At 33.4% G+C, this 18,574-nt stretch carries 19 protein-coding genes and 1 pseudogene; 9 read left to right on the plus strand and 11 right to left on the minus strand.

The window, feature by feature from the left end:
* The 4 genes from Aba26S_RS18000 to Aba26S_RS18015 all read left to right on the plus strand — a co-directional run.
* Positions 1-436, plus strand: a 436-nt coding sequence (locus Aba26S_RS18000; RefSeq protein WP_043973979.1) for a glycosyltransferase, incomplete at its 5' end; no start/stop codon positions are given.
* Complete coding sequence (locus tag Aba26S_RS18005; RefSeq protein WP_043973984.1) at positions 437-1,498, plus strand: glycosyltransferase; 1,062 nt, start codon at positions 437-439, stop codon at positions 1,496-1,498. It abuts the gene before it with no gap.
* An 89-nt stretch (positions 1,499-1,587) separates the two neighbouring features.
* The gene (locus tag Aba26S_RS18010; RefSeq protein WP_168926875.1) at positions 1,588-2,688 is read left to right on the plus strand and encodes a glycosyltransferase; all 1,101 of its coding nucleotides are present in this window, start codon (positions 1,588-1,590) and stop codon (positions 2,686-2,688) included.
* Positions 2,669-3,427 carry a TylF/MycF/NovP-related O-methyltransferase gene (locus Aba26S_RS18015; RefSeq protein ID WP_043973990.1) on the plus strand — a complete coding sequence of 253 codons (759 nt, stop codon included), beginning with the start codon at positions 2,669-2,671 and terminating at the stop codon, positions 3,425-3,427. Before Aba26S_RS18010 ends, Aba26S_RS18015 begins: the two co-directional genes overlap by 20 nt.
* Positions 3,428-3,445: 18 nt before the next feature.
* Here Aba26S_RS18015 and Aba26S_RS18020 read toward each other — a convergent pair whose 3' ends face one another.
* From Aba26S_RS18020 to Aba26S_RS18040, 5 genes are read right to left on the minus strand one after another with little or no spacing between them, the layout of a single operon-like run.
* Positions 3,446-4,285: a hypothetical protein gene (locus tag Aba26S_RS18020; protein WP_043973992.1), complete on the minus strand. Its 840-nt coding sequence runs from the start codon at positions 4,283-4,285 to the stop codon at positions 3,446-3,448.
* Positions 4,286-4,314: 29 nt separating this feature from the next.
* Complete coding sequence (locus tag Aba26S_RS18025; RefSeq protein ID WP_043973996.1) at positions 4,315-6,027, minus strand: ABC transporter ATP-binding protein; 1,713 nt, start codon at positions 6,025-6,027, stop codon at positions 4,315-4,317.
* A gap of 8 nt (positions 6,028-6,035) precedes the next feature.
* Entirely contained in the window at positions 6,036-6,887 is an 852-nt protein-coding gene (locus Aba26S_RS18030) for a glycosyltransferase family 2 protein (RefSeq protein ID WP_043973998.1), read from the minus strand.
* Entirely contained in the window at positions 6,884-8,839 is a 1,956-nt protein-coding gene (locus tag Aba26S_RS18035; protein ID WP_043974000.1) for a hypothetical protein, read from the minus strand. Before Aba26S_RS18035 ends, Aba26S_RS18030 begins: the two co-directional genes overlap by 4 nt.
* Positions 8,840-8,898: 59 nt before the next feature.
* Positions 8,899-9,288: a pilin gene (locus Aba26S_RS18040; protein WP_043974002.1), complete on the minus strand. Its 390-nt coding sequence runs from the start codon at positions 9,286-9,288 to the stop codon at positions 8,899-8,901.
* Positions 9,289-10,069: 781 nt separating this feature from the next.
* On the opposite strand from Aba26S_RS18040, the gene Aba26S_RS18045 reads away from it, so the two are divergent.
* A complete protein-coding gene (locus Aba26S_RS18045; protein WP_005403314.1) occupies positions 10,070-10,552 on the plus strand; it encodes a pilin in 483 nt (160 codons plus the stop codon).
* A 26-nt stretch (positions 10,553-10,578) separates the two neighbouring features.
* Here the strand turns inward: Aba26S_RS18045 and Aba26S_RS18050 are convergent, their stop codons facing one another.
* The 5 genes from Aba26S_RS18050 to Aba26S_RS18070 form a co-directional block, all read right to left on the minus strand.
* Complete coding sequence (locus Aba26S_RS18050) at positions 10,579-10,935, minus strand: hypothetical protein (protein ID WP_005403315.1); 357 nt, start codon at positions 10,933-10,935, stop codon at positions 10,579-10,581.
* 3 nt (positions 10,936-10,938) lie between these two features.
* Positions 10,939-12,996, minus strand: coding sequence for a hypothetical protein (locus tag Aba26S_RS18055; protein ID WP_043974005.1), 2,058 nt, complete (start codon positions 12,994-12,996; stop codon positions 10,939-10,941).
* The gene (locus tag Aba26S_RS18060) at positions 12,993-14,930 is read right to left on the minus strand and encodes a hypothetical protein (protein ID WP_043974007.1); all 1,938 of its coding nucleotides are present in this window, start codon (positions 14,928-14,930) and stop codon (positions 12,993-12,995) included. Before Aba26S_RS18060 ends, Aba26S_RS18055 begins: the two co-directional genes overlap by 4 nt.
* The gene (locus tag Aba26S_RS18065) at positions 14,927-16,354 is read right to left on the minus strand and encodes a site-specific integrase (RefSeq protein WP_016651444.1); all 1,428 of its coding nucleotides are present in this window, start codon (positions 16,352-16,354) and stop codon (positions 14,927-14,929) included. The genes Aba26S_RS18060 and Aba26S_RS18065 overlap by 4 nt, the downstream gene beginning before the upstream one ends.
* A 192-nt stretch (positions 16,355-16,546) precedes the next feature.
* Positions 16,547-16,735: a hypothetical protein gene (locus tag Aba26S_RS18070; protein WP_034430930.1), complete on the minus strand. Its 189-nt coding sequence runs from the start codon at positions 16,733-16,735 to the stop codon at positions 16,547-16,549.
* A gap of 116 nt (positions 16,736-16,851) precedes the next feature.
* Here Aba26S_RS18070 and Aba26S_RS18075 point away from each other — a divergent pair, with 116 nt between their 5' ends.
* Together Aba26S_RS18075 and Aba26S_RS18080 are read left to right on the plus strand one after the other, a co-directional pair.
* A complete protein-coding gene (locus Aba26S_RS18075) occupies positions 16,852-17,235 on the plus strand; it encodes a helix-turn-helix domain-containing protein (RefSeq protein ID WP_016651443.1) in 384 nt (127 codons plus the stop codon).
* Between the two features lie 15 nt (positions 17,236-17,250).
* On the plus strand, positions 17,251-17,676 hold the full coding sequence (locus Aba26S_RS18080) for a hypothetical protein (RefSeq protein WP_016651442.1): 426 nt from the start codon (positions 17,251-17,253) through the stop codon (positions 17,674-17,676).
* Positions 17,677-17,746: 70 nt separating this feature from the next.
* On the opposite strand, the gene Aba26S_RS18085 is transcribed toward Aba26S_RS18080, so the two are convergent.
* Positions 17,747-17,956 (minus strand): helix-turn-helix transcriptional regulator, encoded by a 210-nt coding sequence (locus Aba26S_RS18085; RefSeq protein ID WP_081402433.1) that lies wholly within the window; start codon positions 17,954-17,956, stop codon positions 17,747-17,749.
* A gap of 161 nt (positions 17,957-18,117) precedes the next feature.
* On the opposite strand from Aba26S_RS18085, the gene Aba26S_RS18090 reads away from it, so the two are divergent.
* The gene (locus Aba26S_RS18090) at positions 18,118-18,384 is read left to right on the plus strand and encodes a hypothetical protein (protein WP_004281168.1); all 267 of its coding nucleotides are present in this window, start codon (positions 18,118-18,120) and stop codon (positions 18,382-18,384) included.
* 105 nt (positions 18,385-18,489) lie between these two features.
* A pseudogene (locus tag Aba26S_RS21500) lies at positions 18,490-18,574 on the plus strand (HAD family hydrolase); the annotation flags it as partial.

An 18,574-nucleotide genomic window follows, 5' to 3' on the forward strand; every position in this document is an offset into this window, starting at 1 on the left:
AAATAAAAATTTACAAAGTAAAGAATCTATTCTTATTACAGCGAAAAAATACAATATTCAGAATCATATACTTTTTGTTGGCAATATTTCAGATGATAAGTTACTTTCAGCTTGGTATTATTTGGCTGATATTCATGTTTTTCCAGTCAAGTACATTCCCGAAGATCCCGAAGGCTTTGGTATGGTTGCAATTGAAGCAGCAACACACGGTACACCAACGATTGCATTTGCGACAGGCGGCATAATAGATGCTGTTCAAGATGGAAAAACTGGTTTTCTTATTGAAAAACAAAACTATATTTCACTGACTAAAGTGGTAATTCATGTACTAGAAAACTATTTTTTAATCGAAAAGAAAAGTTGTATAGAATTTGCTGAACGATTTGCATGGTATAATTTAAGACTGCAGTTGAAAGCAGCTATTGAGAAACTATAAATGGATATACTTTTTATTGGTAAGCGTTTCTATACAAATCGTGATGCTTATATAGAAAAGTATGGGCGTATTTATAAATTGCCTTACTACTGGTCGCAAGAGAAATCATGCCAACTTTGGTTAATTGACTATTATTCAAAAGAAAAGATAACAGATTATGAGGAAAAACTAAAGATCACTTCTACTCCTATTTTTAGTTTGAGCTTTTTAACTTGTATTTTTAAAAATCTTATTAAGAGACCTAAAATAGTTATTGCAAGCGGAGATTGCTATATTGGATTATTAGGATTTCTTCTAGCAAAATTAACTTTTTCTAAATTTTTTTTTGATGTTTATGATAAATATGACACCTTTACAGGGTATAGAAATTTATTAGGAATAAATATTTATAAATTTTTACTAAACAAATCAGACATGTGCTTTTTTGCAAGCCAAAAACTTTTAAATGATTCCAGAACACAATGTAAAAAAACATTTTTTTTGCCAAACGGAATAGATAAGAACCATTTTTACCCACGTGACAAAAACAAATCCAGAAAAGAATTTAATTTATCAGAGAAAGATTTATATATTGGATATTTTGGTAGTATGGAATTAGATCGTGGTATAGATGATTTAATTGAAGCAGTTAATATTATCAGAGAAAATGGTATCGACCTAAAAATCCTATTAGCTGGAAAAAAGAGAGAAAATTTAAATTTAGATTATAATTTCATTCATTATCTAGGTAATATTTCATTCAATAAGATTCCTTTTGCTATAGCAAGTTGTGATCTGTTAGCATTACCATACCGAAATTCAGATATGATGGATAATGGGGCATCATGTAAGATAGCAGAATACATTTCAATGGAAATACCTATTGTAACTACTATGAACCCAAACATTCAAAGTAACTTTTGTTTAAAAAACATAAACGATTCTTTTTTATTTTCACAATGTAACAATCCTAGAAACCTTGCAACTTGCATTGAGTTTCAATTAAAAAATAAAATAAAACTAAACATTAAACTAAATCATGAGTGGAAGGTAATATCAAATTCCTTTAGCTTAAATATATAAACAACCATCCATTTTTATTAAAAGATAAAAACCTTTATCTAAACAAAAACTTAGTGTATAATATTTACAACTTAATTCCCATGACTAAAATGAATCAACCAAAAATTACATTTATTTTACCAAGACTCGTTTTTGGCGGTGTTGAACGAGTAACTTTAAATTTAATAAAAAATCTTCAAGAAAATGGGATCAAATGCCATTTAATTGTTTTAAGTGATCAAGGTAATTTAAAGGAAGAAGCCTACGCAACTACTTCCGTAAAAAAAATAGAAAATAACAATATATTTCAAATTATTAAAAGTTTAAAAAAAGAAATAAATAAAAGCAAACCAACTCATGTTATTACTGCCTTTACTGATTTAGGCTTATTAACATCTTTAGTTATTGATAGTAAAATCATACATATTCATACTATACATAATACACATGACAGTATTGTTTACCCTAAGTCAAGAAATGGTATTAAGCGAAAAACTATTGATTACATATGTGCAAGCCTATTATATAAAAGAACAAATCATTTAGTTTGCGTATCTAATGGATTATTGAATGAGGTAAAAGAAAAATTCAATGTAAGTAAAACCCAAATAAAATGCATTTACAACCCAGTCATTTCAAATAAAAATATTCAAATTAGAAACAATTGCATAGATTTTAAAATGATACGATTTATTTCTATTGGAAGACTAACATATCAAAAAGGTTATGATAATCTCATAGATATAATGCATCGTTTTAAAGAATATAAAAACTGGCAGCTAGAAATTTGGGGAGATGGTGAAGAATATATAAATCTAACAAAAAAAATAAATAAATTAGGTCTGGATCGACATATTTTTTTGAAAGGTGCTACAGCAGATCCTCTTTCAATTATGAATCGATCAGATATTTTTTTACTTCCCTCGAGATTCGAGGGTCTTCCAACAGTTCTTATTGAGGCTTTGTCATGTGGATTATTGAGCATCGCATATAATTGTAAACATGGTCCATATGAGATCTTAGAGGATGGAAAATATGGTATTCTAATTGATAATCAAAATCCTTTAGACTTCGAGAAAAAAATTTACGATATCATCGTAACAAAAAAAACTATTAAAATTAAACCATTTACTGAAAAATCAAAACAGTTTAATATTGAGAACTCAATAAGAAAATGGTTAGATTTAATCAATGAAACAAAAAATAGCTAATATTCTCCAAAATATTTTAAATATTATTGGTTATAGAATCATTAAAAATAGTAAATATATATATTTAGTCCAATATGATGCTTATATTTCTGAATCAGATAAAATTATTATTAACCAAGTCCGACCTTATACGATGACAAGTATTCCTCGAATGCTAAGTTTAAAAAACTCAGTACAATATATTGTAAAGAATAAAATTCCCGGAGATATTGTTGAATGTGGTGTATGGCGAGGTGGCAGTATGATGCTTATCGCTTTACAGCTTATTGAGTTAAATGATACTTCGAGAAACTTATATCTCTATGATACATTTGAAGGTATGTCTCAACCAACAGATAATGATCTTTCTATTTACGGCGATAATGCAAAAACATTATTAAATAAACACAATATTGAAGAAAATATCTGGTGCTATGCATCTTTAGATGAAGTTAAGGAAAATATAAAGAAAATAGGTTATCCAATGGATAAAGTTCATTTCATAAAAGGTAAAGTTGAAGATACCTTAAGTACTAAGACACATGATTCTATTGCATTATTGAGATTAGATACCGATTGGTATGAATCAACAATTTTAGAACTACAAAAATTATTCCCCAGACTAGTTGAAAAAGGTATCTTGATTGTTGATGATTATGGCCATTGGAAAGGAGCAAGACAGGCTGTAGATGAATATTTTCAAAACAATCAAACTTATATTCACCTTATTGATGAAACAGCAATACTTATTCAAAAGTAAAATACTCAGCAATTTTAATTAATTGCTGAGCTCTTTAACACTAACTTTAATTAAATAAGGATTGCTATTTAAATTTTTCGCACCACTAGGTGAAAGGAAATCATCTAAAATTCTATATAATTTTGTCAGAAAAATAAATTTTTTAATAAACTTTAATATGCTTTTATTGCCACTCTTCAAGGCTGTATCTTTTCTGAAAGACTTATCCCAGATAACCTCATAATCCGACTGCTGGATCTCAAGCGTTTCAACATGCCTTTGTTTAGTTGTTGTAACAAAAACATATAATTCACTTAATGATTTAATATTAATTCTGTTTCCTTTAAATTTTGGGTCTAATTTATACCAATATTTATGGTTATCCATATCAACTAAATAAATTTCAGTATTCGAAAAACCATTTTTTTCTGAATACATGCTATAAAAAAACTCTGGTGAAAATTGATAAAAACCATGACCACAGCAGCCATTACTTGGGACAGCATGCAATATAACACCACCAACATCACATAACTTTCTGATATTATTAAAACAATTACCAATATTATATATATGTTCAGTACAACCAAAGTCGATTACCGTATCGTAATTCTTAAAATCTATTAAATCTTTATTCATATCAAAAATATATGTAGAGTTCTCATAGCCTGAGTTATCAATAGACTCTATACTACTAGCACCAAATAGTTTCTCTAAAAGTTGTTCAGCATATTTTTGGTCTTCTATAGCGTATCTCTCGAAGATAGTATCTTCAATATTAAAAAGAGCCAATCTACCTAATGTAATTGTTCTTCCAAAAGTAACCTTATTTTTTTGAACATACTTCAAAAAATTAAAATTTTGACTATCAATCCCCATTTACATCCTCTCAATGATTTTTGCTAAGTTTAGCTTATTAATCTAATTACTTGATCACAACTTTTTACAGCACTTTCTCTATGGGCAATGATTACAATCGTTTTTTTCCCATTTAAATTCTGAATTGCTTCATTTATAGCATATTCGGTTTCGATATCTAATGCACTTGTTGCTTCATCCATGAACAAAATTTGAGGATTTTTATATAAAGCACGAGCAATTCCTATTCGCTGCTTCTGTCCACCAGATAGCATAACTCCTCGTTCACCAACTTTTGTTTGATAGCCTTGTGGTAATTTTTGCATAATAAAATCATCAATCTGCGCTTGTTGAGCCACCAGTTTTACTGCTTCAAAATCTATTTGATCTTTTTCAACACCAAAAGCAATATTTTCAGCAATACTTTTATCTGCTAAATAAATTGACTGTGGCACATAACCTACTATTTGGTACCAAGCTTGTATATTATTCTGATTTAACTCGACATCATCGACTAACACCTTTCCACGTTGTGGTTGCAATAAACCTAACATAATATCCATTAACGTGCTTTTTCCACTTCCACTTTTCCCAACAATTCCAATAGTTTTATTTTTTGAAATAATTAAGTTAAAATGATCTAAAATTAAATTACTAGATCTGCTTGCATATGAAAAGCAAATATTTTTCAATTGAATTTTATTTTCAAATACTATTTTTTGATTTTTTTTGTAATCTATTTTTTTATTATTTAACAAAAATTCGTCTCTTATGCTTTTAAAAACATTTTGAGAAAATTTTATCTGTGTAATTGCACGATATATATTTTGTGCAGCAGGCAGCATACGATAAGCAGCTATACCATATAACCCTAATATAGGTAAAATATGAGAAATCTCTTTCCCAGAAATAACCAATACAATTGCAAGAATAATGATGCAGCCATAACCTATCGTTTCCACGATATGCAATGGGACTTGGCCCAAAGTCTCTTTAGTCGCCAAATGAAGTGAGTATAGCCTTGAACTCTGATCAACTTTTTCTATATACTGTTTCCCTGCATGATTAATAATGATATCTTTAATCCCACCTAAGACCTCTGAGCAAGCTTGATAACGTACTTCATTTGCTTCAACAAAACTTTGGCTAATTTGATCAAGAATTTTTTTTATCGTTAAAAAAATAGAAACATAAAAAAACATTAAAATTAATGCTGTTGAAATTGCCATAATAGGATCATAAAATATTAAAATGGCAATCATACAGAAAATAACAACACTGTAAGCAATTAAAAACAATATAGGTTGAATTATCCCTCGGACGAGTTCATCTACTTCTGACAAGATATTTTTTATCAAATTTGAACTATTTCTTTCGATAAAAAACTCATAAGGCTGTTGCAAATAAATTTCTAAAAGTCGAGTTGAAAAATAATGGCGCTGTAAGTTAGAAAATCTATATAACGTATATTGAGTAATAATCTTAATAAATGTAGAAAAAACAACTATACCAAGTGAAAGCATACCTAAATATACAATAAATTGACGTGTATCGTTCACCAATAAAGTTTTTGAAATTTTTTGGAGTAATAGATTGCTTTCTATAACTGTAGGATTAGCCAATACGGCAAGAAAGGGCATAATCGAAACAACACCAATTGCTTCAATACCAGCCATAACAACTACAAGAATAAGGACAACCAATAATTTTCTTTTATCAAGTGGTGTCAGAATTTTCCACAACTGTATTGATATACTAAACACAGTAATTCCTACTTATTATCTTTATACATGAGAGCAGTCACTTGCTCTGAAATTAGCCCCATCAAAAATATCATCACACTTCCAGTGTAAAGCAATGCACTCATATTAGTAAAACGATGATATTCATAAAGTGTATAACCATACCAACTTGTTGCCATTAAAAATAAGACAACAGCGATAGGTAAGAACATTTTCAAAGGTGAAAACAAGGTAGCAATCTTAAAAATGATCAAGAAAAAACGTATTCCATCTTTTAATGGATGAATATGACTTTTTCCAACCCGTTTAGCAGCGTGAATAGGTACATAAGTCACCGAGTAGCCAGCTCTAAAAAATGCCATAGTACTAGTAGTTGGATAAGAAAAACCATTTGGTAACAAATAGAGGAATTCTCTGAATTTCTCTGCACGTACTGCACGAAAGCCTGATGTGAGGTCTTCGACTTTATGTTCCGTCATATAGGTCGCTAAATTATTATAAAGTGTATTTGCAACCCCGCGGCCAACACTTGCTTGCGAACCTTTTTGTCTTGCACCAACAACTAAATCATAGCCTTGTTCAATTTTTTCAATTAATCGAGAAATATCATTAGGGTCATGTTGCCCATCTGCATCCATAAAAACTATTACATCCCCTGTTGCAGTTCTTGCGCCCGTCTTAATTGCCGCACCATTCCCTTTTGAATAAGGATGCGATACAACTTTTGCTCCAGCTTGTTCCGCAAGCAAAGAAGTTTCATCTGTTGAGCCATCATTGACAACAATAATTTCATAAGCAATGTTTAATTGCTTAATTTTTTCGGTTGTTTTTCCAATCGCACCCGCTTCATTTTTTGCAGGAAGTACTACACTTATTTTCAATGCCTTTCCCTATAGGTTTTTTGAGCTCGAATGATTTGTTCTTGCTCTAAGCTGATTTCTTTATACCACACTTGTTTTGTATCTAATTTTTTTGCTTGAACCAACTGTTGCTCTGCTTCTACAAATTTACCTTGTAGGCGATAAATCTGTGAATACAACAGGCGACCATTAATATCATCTTTTAGATTCATCGCATCATGCATAAATTCTTCACCTTTAAGAAAGTCACCAATGACTGAAACAAAGTAATTTGCTAAAAGTTTATAAAGTTCTGCACGTACATCATTATTTACATTAGGATTATCTATGCCAGCAGCAATGATTCTCACAGCTTGATCATGAGGAACATGACAAAACTCTTTAATTTGACAATCAGAAAATGCACTCAAGAATCCAATATTATTGTTTGTAAAAGAACCACGTGCTAAACGAGCTTGTAATTCTTGAATTGTTTTCTCTGAAATAGTCCATTTCATTTCCGAAGCAAGATGCAATTCGCCAAACCATGCTCCATTAGATGGTAAATAACTCTTTTGGGATTGTCTTAAATAATAATAGGCGTTTTTGGCATATTCCTCACGTTTAGTGGGAATCTCAACCATTAACTTCATATAAATACGAGCCATCTGATAGTTTGCACGATCAGAATAAGGATGCATTGCAGCTTCATAAGCCGCCTGATCAACAAGATTTGACCAAATAATACTTCGTTGCCAAGTTGTGAAAGCAAGATTAAAAGTATAAATCACACCAAGAGCAATCATAATTTTTTTAATTGTTTGATTATTTATACAAGCTATGCAATAAACAATTAAGGTAACAAAACCAATAGTACCAAAATAATTTCTATGTTCATGAATTAGTTCAAGATTAATAAATGTTGATTCCATCAACTGACTAATCAAATACCAACCCCATGCAAATAGGATTAATGGATATTTCTTAACAAAAAGCAAGCTTAGAACCGAAATAAAAATTAAGCCTGATATAGAGTAAAGAGTTGTTATTGGCTGAATAATGGACTTAGAAACAATAAAATCATCATGATATAAACTTAAGTCAGAAAGCAAAGGTAAAAAAATCATTTTTAAATAATAAAAAATAATTCTCGACTCAGTAAATAATCGCTCAATCGTATTAAAATCTCGGTTCCCTACAATTGGATTATTTATATAAGGAAATGCCATACAAATAATTAAAAATAAACCTACAACCACTCCAAACCATAACAATTGAATAAGCTTAAGCCTTCCAACCAGAATATCTTCTCCTTTTAAATTTCGTCCCTGAAAAATAAGTAATTCAATCCAATAAAGTAGACCTAGAAATAAAAAACCCGACTCTTTACTCAAAATGGATGCAAAGAAACAATTTATTATTGTAAAAAAAGCAAATATTGTACCCCATCTATTTTTAGAGCAACTCCGCCAATAACAATAAACTACCAACATTAAAAAACCAAATAATGTAGATAAACTGGTCATTCGTTGCACTACATAAAGTACACTCGTTAAATTCAAGGGGTGAATCAACCATACTGTACTTACAATAAGTGCAAGATAAGGAACTAGGTTTATCTTTTGTTTTTCTCCAGCATACAACCTTTTAAAAATCAATAAACTTAAAAAATAAATTAAAATACCATTAACAAGATGAATTATTAAATTTGTTAGTTTAAAATAGTAAGGATCAAAGCCAGTAAAATAATAATTAAGTGCAAAAGATAACATACTAATTGGACGACCTAATGGCCCAGCTCCACCAGACCAAAATGCAGCATTTAAACTATTCCAGTCTATTGATGTTATTGCTATTTTTTTATTTTCTAAAATATTCCCAGAATCATCAAAAACATAATCCCCAAATAAACCGAAGTAATAAATATAGAAAGTTACCCCTAAGATTAGGACAAAAATAAAATATATATTATATTTTTTCAAAAAATTATTCATTTACTTTCTTTAAATAATAAAAAAGAAGCACCTCATAGATGCTTCTTTTTTGCCAACTATTAACGACAGTTAGATGGTAAGAATTTGCTATCAACAGGTTGATTTGTACCAGTTGCTGTACATTTCCAGGTTACACCACCAGCAGTATTAGCACCTTGCAATTTAATTGTTCCATTATCAGTAACTTTGTCATTATATGTAACAGTAATTGCACTACCAGAGACCGTAACTTTTTTAACAGCATTACCCGTAATACTTGAATCTGTTGCTAAACCAGCAGAAGCGTTCGCTGTAGGCCAGTGGCCATTAGAAGAGTAGAACTCAGTTACCGCAACTTTTGCACCCGCAGCCAAACTCAAACCTTCAGAAACGTGTGAACGCTTCGTATAGTTTTGATACGCAGGAATCGCAATCGCAGCCAAGATACCGATAATCGCGACAACGATCATCAATTTTTTTCATTCCATAAGTGACTTTATATGGACATACATTAAACTACTGAATTGTATAGTTTTACGTCATTATACACGTTGTCCATATGGACATGCTTTTCAATAGACAGAATTTTGAGTTTTGTCTATATCAGAAAATGGCTTTTACTGAGTGCGATAGCATGAATTTTATGAAGCAAACTAATTGTGAGATATTTTAAAATTTTGACAAGCTAAAAATAGAGTAAAAATTCCAGCTTCATTTATAAGCCAACTTCTGTATTTCTTCGTTATGCTGAAGAATCACACATCTTGCATGATGCGGCACAATACGCCTTGTCGCTTTTTCATCACCAAATTGCATGGAAAAAAAATTTACAGCTGGACGAGGCATTCATTCGGTTACTTTGAAGTCTTTAAGCCGTTTCATTCTATTACTTCCCCATGTATAAAACATTCCACATAGAACAACACTTTCAATTTCAAATTACTTTCACCCCCACACGAGCAATCATGACTAAGCTAAATATAGTTGTCTGTTTACATAGCTGTAAATAATTTAACTTTTCCTACTACAAGCAATCTTTATATTTACATCTCTCAAAACCGACAAAAATGACACTTTTTGTCACTTAGATACACAAATTTACTTATATATTTTTTAGATTTTTAAATTATTAACCAATCCATTGATTTAATGAGAAATTATTTAGTAATATACTTTGGCACACTTTGTGCAAGCTATAAATTAGCTTATAAAGCTTATAAATAAATTAACAAAATATTTGTGGAGAATGTTATGAATGCTCAAAAAGGCTTTACATTGATCGAGCTGATGATTGTGGTCGCTATTATTGGTATTTTGGCTGCGATTGCGATTCCTGCCTATCAAAATTATACAGCAAAAGCTCAAGTAGCTACTGGATTAGCTGATATAAGTGGTGGTAAAACTAATACAGAAGCTCAACTTTCAGAAGGTATTTCTGCTGTAATTAGTTCTCCAACAGCAATTGGACTACCTACTCAATCCGGTACATGCTCTAGTATCAAAGCTAATGTTACTGTGGCTGGTGTCACCACTATTCAATGTAAGCTCAAAGGTAGCGCACGTATCAATGGCAAATTTATTCAATGGGAGCGTACTGGAGATACAGATGCAACAACTGTGAATGGAACTACTACCCCGGCAAGTGCTGGTACTTGGACTTGCTATACTAATGTTGCAGATGAATTAAAACCTAAGAACTGTACAGCTAAGGCTTCTATTACTGACTTAACTTAAATTCTCTAATAAATAAAAACGCATCTTTAAAGATGCGTTTTTTGTTTTAACTCAAAATTCTCCACCAACAGCGAATTTGCCTTTTCCAGCAATTTTTCATAATCTTCTTTCAATTGCTCATAATCACTTTTCACCGTTTTAGTTTTACTTTTCGCTTGCTCAATTTGCTGTGTCGGCGAAAGAACATTTTGCCCCGCTTGCTGTGCAGCCAGCTCAATTGCCTGCACCAGTGCAGCATGACGGCTCTTCTTAATCGAACCCCGTTTACGCCCTGCTTCCAGTGCTACAGTGTCATTATTAATCGCAGAGCCTTTGGCTAAGATAGTTGGTTTATTGGCTTTTAATCGCTCTAAAGCAGCGTAATAATCATTAAGTGCACTCATACTTTACACCTCAATATTAATCGTTTTAATTTTTTGAATCATTTTGTTTAAAGCCAAAATCTCACTGTCCATTTGTCCGTACAGTAAACTGCTTGGTGCTTGTGTATCTCGTGCTCGTTGCAGTCGTTGGACTGCTTTTTGCATCTTCTCTACACTGACAGCATCAAACACTGCATGGGCACAACTCAAACAGCTCGTAATAGCCGTAAATGAAATTTTTTCGCAAGAATCAGGGTTGGTACATGCGCCAAACAAGCTAGGCTTATAGGCAATTTCACCCTTTTTCATACGCTTAATGGTTTCATCACGGTTTGGAAATACTGTGAGTAATTGCTCGCGGTCTTTTTGCAGCTGCAAATAGGTTCCTGCCCCACCAAGTAAACGGCTAGCACTATTAATTACACCATCTTCAAATTGTGCATAAGAATGAACAAGTCGCTGATATTCAAGCTCTTGAATAAACTCTTTTTGACTATCCGAAGCTAAAATATTCGGAGCAAACACCGAATTTTCACGATAATACAGTGTCATCGCTTCGGTTAAATGCTTATATTGAACCGACAAAGCACCCAATCCGATGATACCAGAACGAGCGCCATACACAGCTAAAGAACGTCTAAATTGGTGGGTGCAAATATTCCAATATTCACCAATCTGACAGTCTTTCTCTTCACGCCAGTTGCGGAAACCATCGAATGCTTCAAGCTCAGCCAAGTCACTTTCAGCAATTCTCAATCCATCGCCAAACGATGCCGAGATGCGGTTTAGATACTGGTTAAAGTTGGACTGCGTTCTGGTCGGAGCACCTGAAAAATTGGAAATAAAATCCGTTTCATTTTCAATATTTTGATTCTTTTTATGCCGATGTTTTTGCGAATATAGGGTTGGAAATAAGGGATATTCACGAGGGTTAGAAAAATCGTAGTGCGGATTAAATAACGCATAGATTTCACCAATACTTTGTGCTGCGTGTACGCCTATTTGAATATCTTCAAACGTAATCCAATAAGTAGACTTGTTGCCACCCCCGTGTAACTTTGATGTATAGCCCATAATGACATGCACAAGATGCTCATTACTTTGAATAGTTTGATAGCAATCAGAAGACAGCTGATTCACTTCATTATCACGCATACCTGTGAATAGATGAATCCAAAGTTTGGCCATTCCTTGTATCAACGTCATGTAGCGAGTCAAATTCGCATGTTTGCTAATCTGATTATTTTCAAACAGTGCCGTTAAACCAAATAAATCACGAGCATCGGCAAAACTCACTGCATTTTTATAAACTTTAAACTCGCGGGGCATACGCGCAAAAGATGGCTCTTGTTGAATGCGCTGAAACCACTGATGTAAAGCAGGTACATAATGATTAAACTCATTCAATTTCTCTGCTAACCCATTAATTAAACTTATATAAATACGAGATGGAATCAACTTAGTTTGCGGACCTACTTTGCCCGACTGCAAGCGTATTTGTGCAGCGAGCCTTGCTAAATGCTCAATCGGTTGATATGTATTAAAAGCTGGAATTAATAACGGATACTGCTGCTGTAAGGCAAAACAATCTGTTAACAATGCTTTAATATGATTAGCTCTTTGGTAACTGATGCCAGCATAAGCATCTTGTACTTTCGCAATATAGGCTGCATCACTAAATAATTGTGTCAAGGTGCAACCATTGCGGTAAGCAATTGCAGCAAACTGTCGCAAGACAAGATGGCGTTGCTCAACACTTTTAATAATCGACTTACCTGTTTTGATGTAGAGCAACGCAAAAATGATTTTTTTCATTTCAGCACGTATTTGACAGAAGAGAAAATCATTCTCACGAGCATGTTTCAACCAGCTCTTAAAATTTAATTTACAGTGACACTTCGGCAGATAGGGTGAAAAGTCCCAAACATCATCGCCAAATTGAGATAATGTTGCGCCATTTGACATACGGGATAAAATAAAGCTTGTGGGAACAGTCAGCTGATTATTCTCCAAACGATATTCATCAGGTAAAAACTGCTCAGCAATACCCAATGAATATAGATATGAATTAAATGAACTCATGCGATCCACCCCAAATCAATTAAAAGCTCAAAATGATTGAACCAATACGCATCTAGATCACCACTTTCCACTTCATCCTGAATACTTAAAATCCGTTCTTTTAAATCTTGATACGAAGTTGATAATTCATTCAACACTTCATCAATCCGATGTAAAATCACACCAAATTGTTGCTCCCATTTGACTAGATTCGTGGCTTTTTGTTTGACATAACCGAGTAGACTTTTCAGTGATAAAAGCTTACGCACATCTTCATCATCAGCGTGGATTGCATAGTGCTGACAGAACAAGCAATGCTCAAATTGCTGGCAGTTTGGCGTTGGAGCTTTTTCAGTAAAACCTAGTGCTTTTTCAGGCTGTGGCGTTGCTGTCACACATGCACCAACAGGTAAGGTCTGAACATCAACAGTTTCATCTAACATTTGCACAGCAATACGTTCGACAGTTCGAGTTTGTGAAACTGCAACGTCCCGCAACTCATAAAAGAATTGAGAAATTTGCTGGCTTGCATCTTTAAATGAAGTTCGACTGTAGTTTTTCTTCGCAGTATCGAGTGAGTGTCCCATTTTTTCGACTTCAAGCAATAAATCGCCATCGCTCAATTCAACATATTGACTGCTAACATGCTTGCGCCACTGCTGTGGTTTGATCCAGGCCATTTTCGGAAAAATACGCTGTAAAAATTTTTTTATTAATTGTAATCTGCCGTTGCTTACAGGTCCCAATTGCTGAATTTCGTTGCGCAATGGAAAGACAAAATCACATGGCTCATCTTGAATATACCAAGTGCGAAGTTCTAAAATTTTTCTAAAAATCGGCTCAAATTTTACTCCAAACTCTGGCCGTACTGTCTTGCCTCCTGCACGATTTTTCGTTCCTGAAAAGCGTCGGCCTTGTGTACTCGGTAGGATTTCCATCGTATCAAGTTGTAACTGTTGAGCTGTATCTAAATTAGCCCCTGTTTGAGCAATAAATAACAGCATGCCGATGGTCAGGCCATAGGATGCAAGTCTTTCACGCTCTAAATGCCGCTTATCTTTGTTGCGTTCTTCAAGTTTACGGATCGCTTGATTACGATTTTCACGTACACGTTTTCGATGCTCACTATCTTCTTCTAACTCAAAATCAGCCAGCATTTTGGGAAGGGCTGGAATAACTGGATATTTGGCTAAATAACTCTGTACATCAAACTGAATATGTTGTTTCTCAGTTTGATGATGAAAGTTCGAGTAAAAATAGAAGTTTTCCTCATCCACGGATTGAAAATGCGCAGGAAATTCATTTTCTTGTACAACAATACGATAAATTTCAAGAAAGACATTTAACAAAGTTGCATAAGTTTTTTGATGATCTTGTTCTGCGATCGGTAAAACAGGCACATCATAACGCTGAGACTGTACTTGCATCGCTTGACTAACAATATCAATTTCATGACAGTCAAATACATATGCGATTAACTTCGCTGCATTACGCTGATATTGCTTTGCTGTATGTGCAGCCAGGTTTTCTTCATCAGTATCTGCAAGCAAAGTGCGATCAACTAAATATTTGCTGTAACGACGATACGCATCAATCACAGTGTCTTGATTTGATAAATCAAAATTTTTCTTTTGCAAATCCACATAATCTAGAAACATTTTACTAGTGTAGTAAAAGAGGCCTTTTGACAAATCTGATCCGCTCATTTGCAACAAATAGTCCGTTAAACACTGCAAAAAATAACGTCTTTTTTCATCAAAAGATGCAGATAACTGTTGTTCTGACAAAACCTCGCTAGATACTCTTTTACGATAAAACAGAGTTCCAATGTCAAATGTCTTAAAAGCAAAAGAAGCTGTCTTATCTTTGCAGACGAGAACAAGTCGCTCATGCTCATTAATTTGTTTGTTGATATCTGAGATATGCACAAAAATCGGAGAGCGTCTAAAATTCATGACAATTCTCCCGCTAAATTGACAGAAGACATCACGTATTTCATTAAGCTTGATTCATACTCATGCTGAATTTTACTGCGCCATTGCAATCGTGATTTATAATTCAAATACTGTAAAGTCGTGCTGATGTTACGATGTCCCATACGAGCTTGCACATACTCAACAGCGGTCATAGCAGAATGCCCATCTGGCAAATGCTGTAACTGACTTTCGAGCAAATTCATACCAAAACTGGCACGTAAGTCGTGGAATTTAAAACTTTTAAATTGTGGATCAATCAATCGAATTTCGGGTAATAGCACGACCTTTAAATAGCTGCGTACTGCTTCACCTTCATAAAGTTTAAGTTTTGAGCTAAACGAGTCAGAAGCTTTGATTTCCTCGGTCAGTTCTTGCTGTTCGGCTTTGCTTGTGTAAAAAGGTGTACCAAGCTTTGTGAGAAACACATAGTTTTCATCCGAGTCGCCATAGTTTGACTTTTGTCTACGCAGACGCGCTTGCTCACTATTGATATAAACTTTCAGGTCTTGTACTAACCAATTCGGGATTAGCAGCGTCATTGGTTTTTGAAATTTGGTATCAATGCCTGTACCCGCCCCAACTGGCAGACGAATAAAGCCATGACCATCAGGCTCACAACCAATTAAGTTTTTGATTCGTAAAGTACAAATCGTTTGTAAACGGGCGCCTGTAAACAATGCAAGATAAAACATCAACTGATATTCACGTGATGACTTCCGCAATGCTTTTAGTATGATTGTTTGTTCTTCAACGGTCAGTGGACTTAACTCACCACCATCGACAATCGCTTCAGAGTTTTGGGCTTTAGCAGGAACATGAATTGCAAGATCATGTGACTTAATTGCCATTTTTCGACGTGCGCCAAACTCATTATCCACCGCAATGTATTTGTAAACATCTTGGAAAGGAAGTCCATAACGTTGGTGATCGATCAAATCTTCTGTAACGAGAAATCGGTAAAAGTTCACCACTGCATTAATTCGACCACGTGCAGAGCTTGCCTCAATTAAGCCCACATTCGCTTGCTCAATCAAACGAGCACGATATTTAAAAATCGCATTTGACTGTTTTAGTTTGTGGAACTTCAAACAGTCCAGTTGCTCATCTTCTAAAAAACGCTGAAAATCAACCAACTGATTCGCAATAGATGCAAATGTTTTAAAATCATACTGTATTGTTTGCTCAAGTTTTTTCAGCAAATACAGATTAAAAACTTCAGAAGGGCTGCCATCTCCCTGAATAATTACAGGGAATTCAAGATACACATCACCATGTTTTTCGAATGCTGCATCATTTAAACGATCAGTTGCCTTTCTCAACGTCGATAACTGAAATTTTTTAATGGTCACAACTTTGGCTTTAGACTGGTAACGTGACTGACCATTTTTAAGTTTAGTGCTCATTTTGAGCCTCCTGTTTATTAAAAAACAGGCAAAAAGTGATCTTGAGATAGGATTGACAAAAATGCCCCTATTCATCAAAATACAAATGTCTGATCAGCAATGAAGACATTCATAAGAGCTCATGTTCCCGCATGGGCTTTTATACTTTTTGCCAAATGAAAATAATTAATTTTAAAATTTAGTCCACTGCATCTATCTCTTTTGTAGCATTTTTTGATTTATACTTGACAAATCATTCAAATAGCCTTGGATTTTAAGTTCTCTCATAATCAGTACTGAAGACTGTGCATCAAGACTTCTTAAATGATCTGAACAATATCGTTGATAAGCCTCACGAATTTCAGGATTCGGTAGCCGAACCAAGAATGGCTTTCCTTTCATATCGTTTACCCTTGCGTGTTAGTTCATGATTATCTCGAGCGTGTTACACTATGTAAGTATCGCTAACAAATTAATATTAATCGTTCGATTAACTTAAATCAACAGGATTTATTCAAGTGAATAAGATTTTTTTAACAGAAGAACGTAATAGGTTGAATTTAAAAGCAAAAGATGTAGCTGAATTTGTTGGTGTAGCAATTCCTACACAGTCTAATTATGAAAATGGCAAACGCTCTCCAGATGCAGAGTATCTTGCTAAACTTACGGAATTAGGCTTTGATATTAATTACGTTTTAACAGGAAAAAGAGAGTCTTTAAGTGTGACAACACAAGAAAAAATGCTGATTGAATTATTTCGGCAAGCACCAGAAACTGTACAAAGACATATCTTGGCGGGGTTATTAACTCAAAATACTCCAGAACCACCTAAGGGTAATATTGTTACGGTCGGTGACTCAAATACTGGGAATGTTGCAGGAAGAGATATAACTCTTAAATAAATAGCTAGGATTCTTATGACAAATAATTCTGTTTCTGTCGGTCATTCAAATACAGGCAATGTATGTGGTGGCAATTTAACAATTAATCACTCATTACCATGTAAAAATGGTGATGGGATGCTTTCTTATGAAGACTATCAGAGATTTCCTTATTGTAATCAATGTATCTCATCATTCCGTAAACAGACATTTTTTCGCTATCAAAAACATTCTATCGCAATTTGTTGGGTAATCTCTACCTTAGTAATCGGTGGATTCTATTTCATTATGGGACGTTTACCAAATTTTGCGGGTATTATGTTTCAGAAACATAATTTAATGGAGCCTTTGATCCCATTAATGTCAACATTAATTTTATGTCTTTTAATTTTTTGTCCAGTTAGAGTTTATGCTAGATTTTTAGCAAAAAAATATATCAATCAAAATTTAAGCTATCACTAACATAAAACTTTGCTGATTCTAGATTATTTTTAAATTTAAAAATAAATTATGAACCACTTAGTTCCCTGCTTTACGAGCCTTCGCTGTATTCAAATAAATCTTGCATATTACAATTAAAATATTTACATAAGGTATCAGCGACTGAAAGTTCAATTCGTACTGCACGATCATAGTAAAGGCTTGTTAGCGTATTACGATTAATACCAGTCGCTTGAGCTACCTCACTTAGCTTTAAAATTTTTCGCTCACCCATCAAATTTGACAACCTACATCTAATCATAACAACCTTTAAATTAAAAAAATTAACCTACAGCAGGTTAATTCAACTTGATAAATAACTCTCTACATGCTAATTTAACCTACAGCAGGTTATATTGTTTTATTAAAAAACAAATTAGCCGTTCTAAATTTCATTATATAGTTTTTTAAGGAAGTTCAGCTATGAATAACTACTTTTCTCCAAAATTCTCTGTTTCAGAGGAAGTTCGTTCAACTGCTGTTGCACTAATCAAAGAGTTTAATATTGACCGTACATTTGATTTAGCTTTGTTTCTGAATGTTAACCCCAACTTAAATGACCAAGATGCGACTTTAGCCTGGGTGAATTATTTTGAAAAAAATCAACATGATCTGAGTGACTTCAATCATGTTAGACGCCACTTTATGAAAAATTTCCCTAAAATTATGTTTGCAAATTTCAGTGAATAAAATAATCAAAGGGAGATATCAAATATCTCCCTTAATTTTTTATAGCAATCCCTCTTATGGTAATCTCAACAAAAAGTAAAATTCAATTTAATTGGTTGTCAAAATATGGAATCATTTATAAAAGCAGGCCATATTGAGCCTTCAGTCATTGTTTTTGACGTATTTGGCACACTTGTGAAGATAGGGGAAA

It is taken from the genome of Acinetobacter sp. NBRC 110496, from assembly GCF_000876115.1.
In the GTDB taxonomy this organism is placed as follows: domain Bacteria; phylum Pseudomonadota; class Gammaproteobacteria; order Pseudomonadales; family Moraxellaceae; genus Acinetobacter.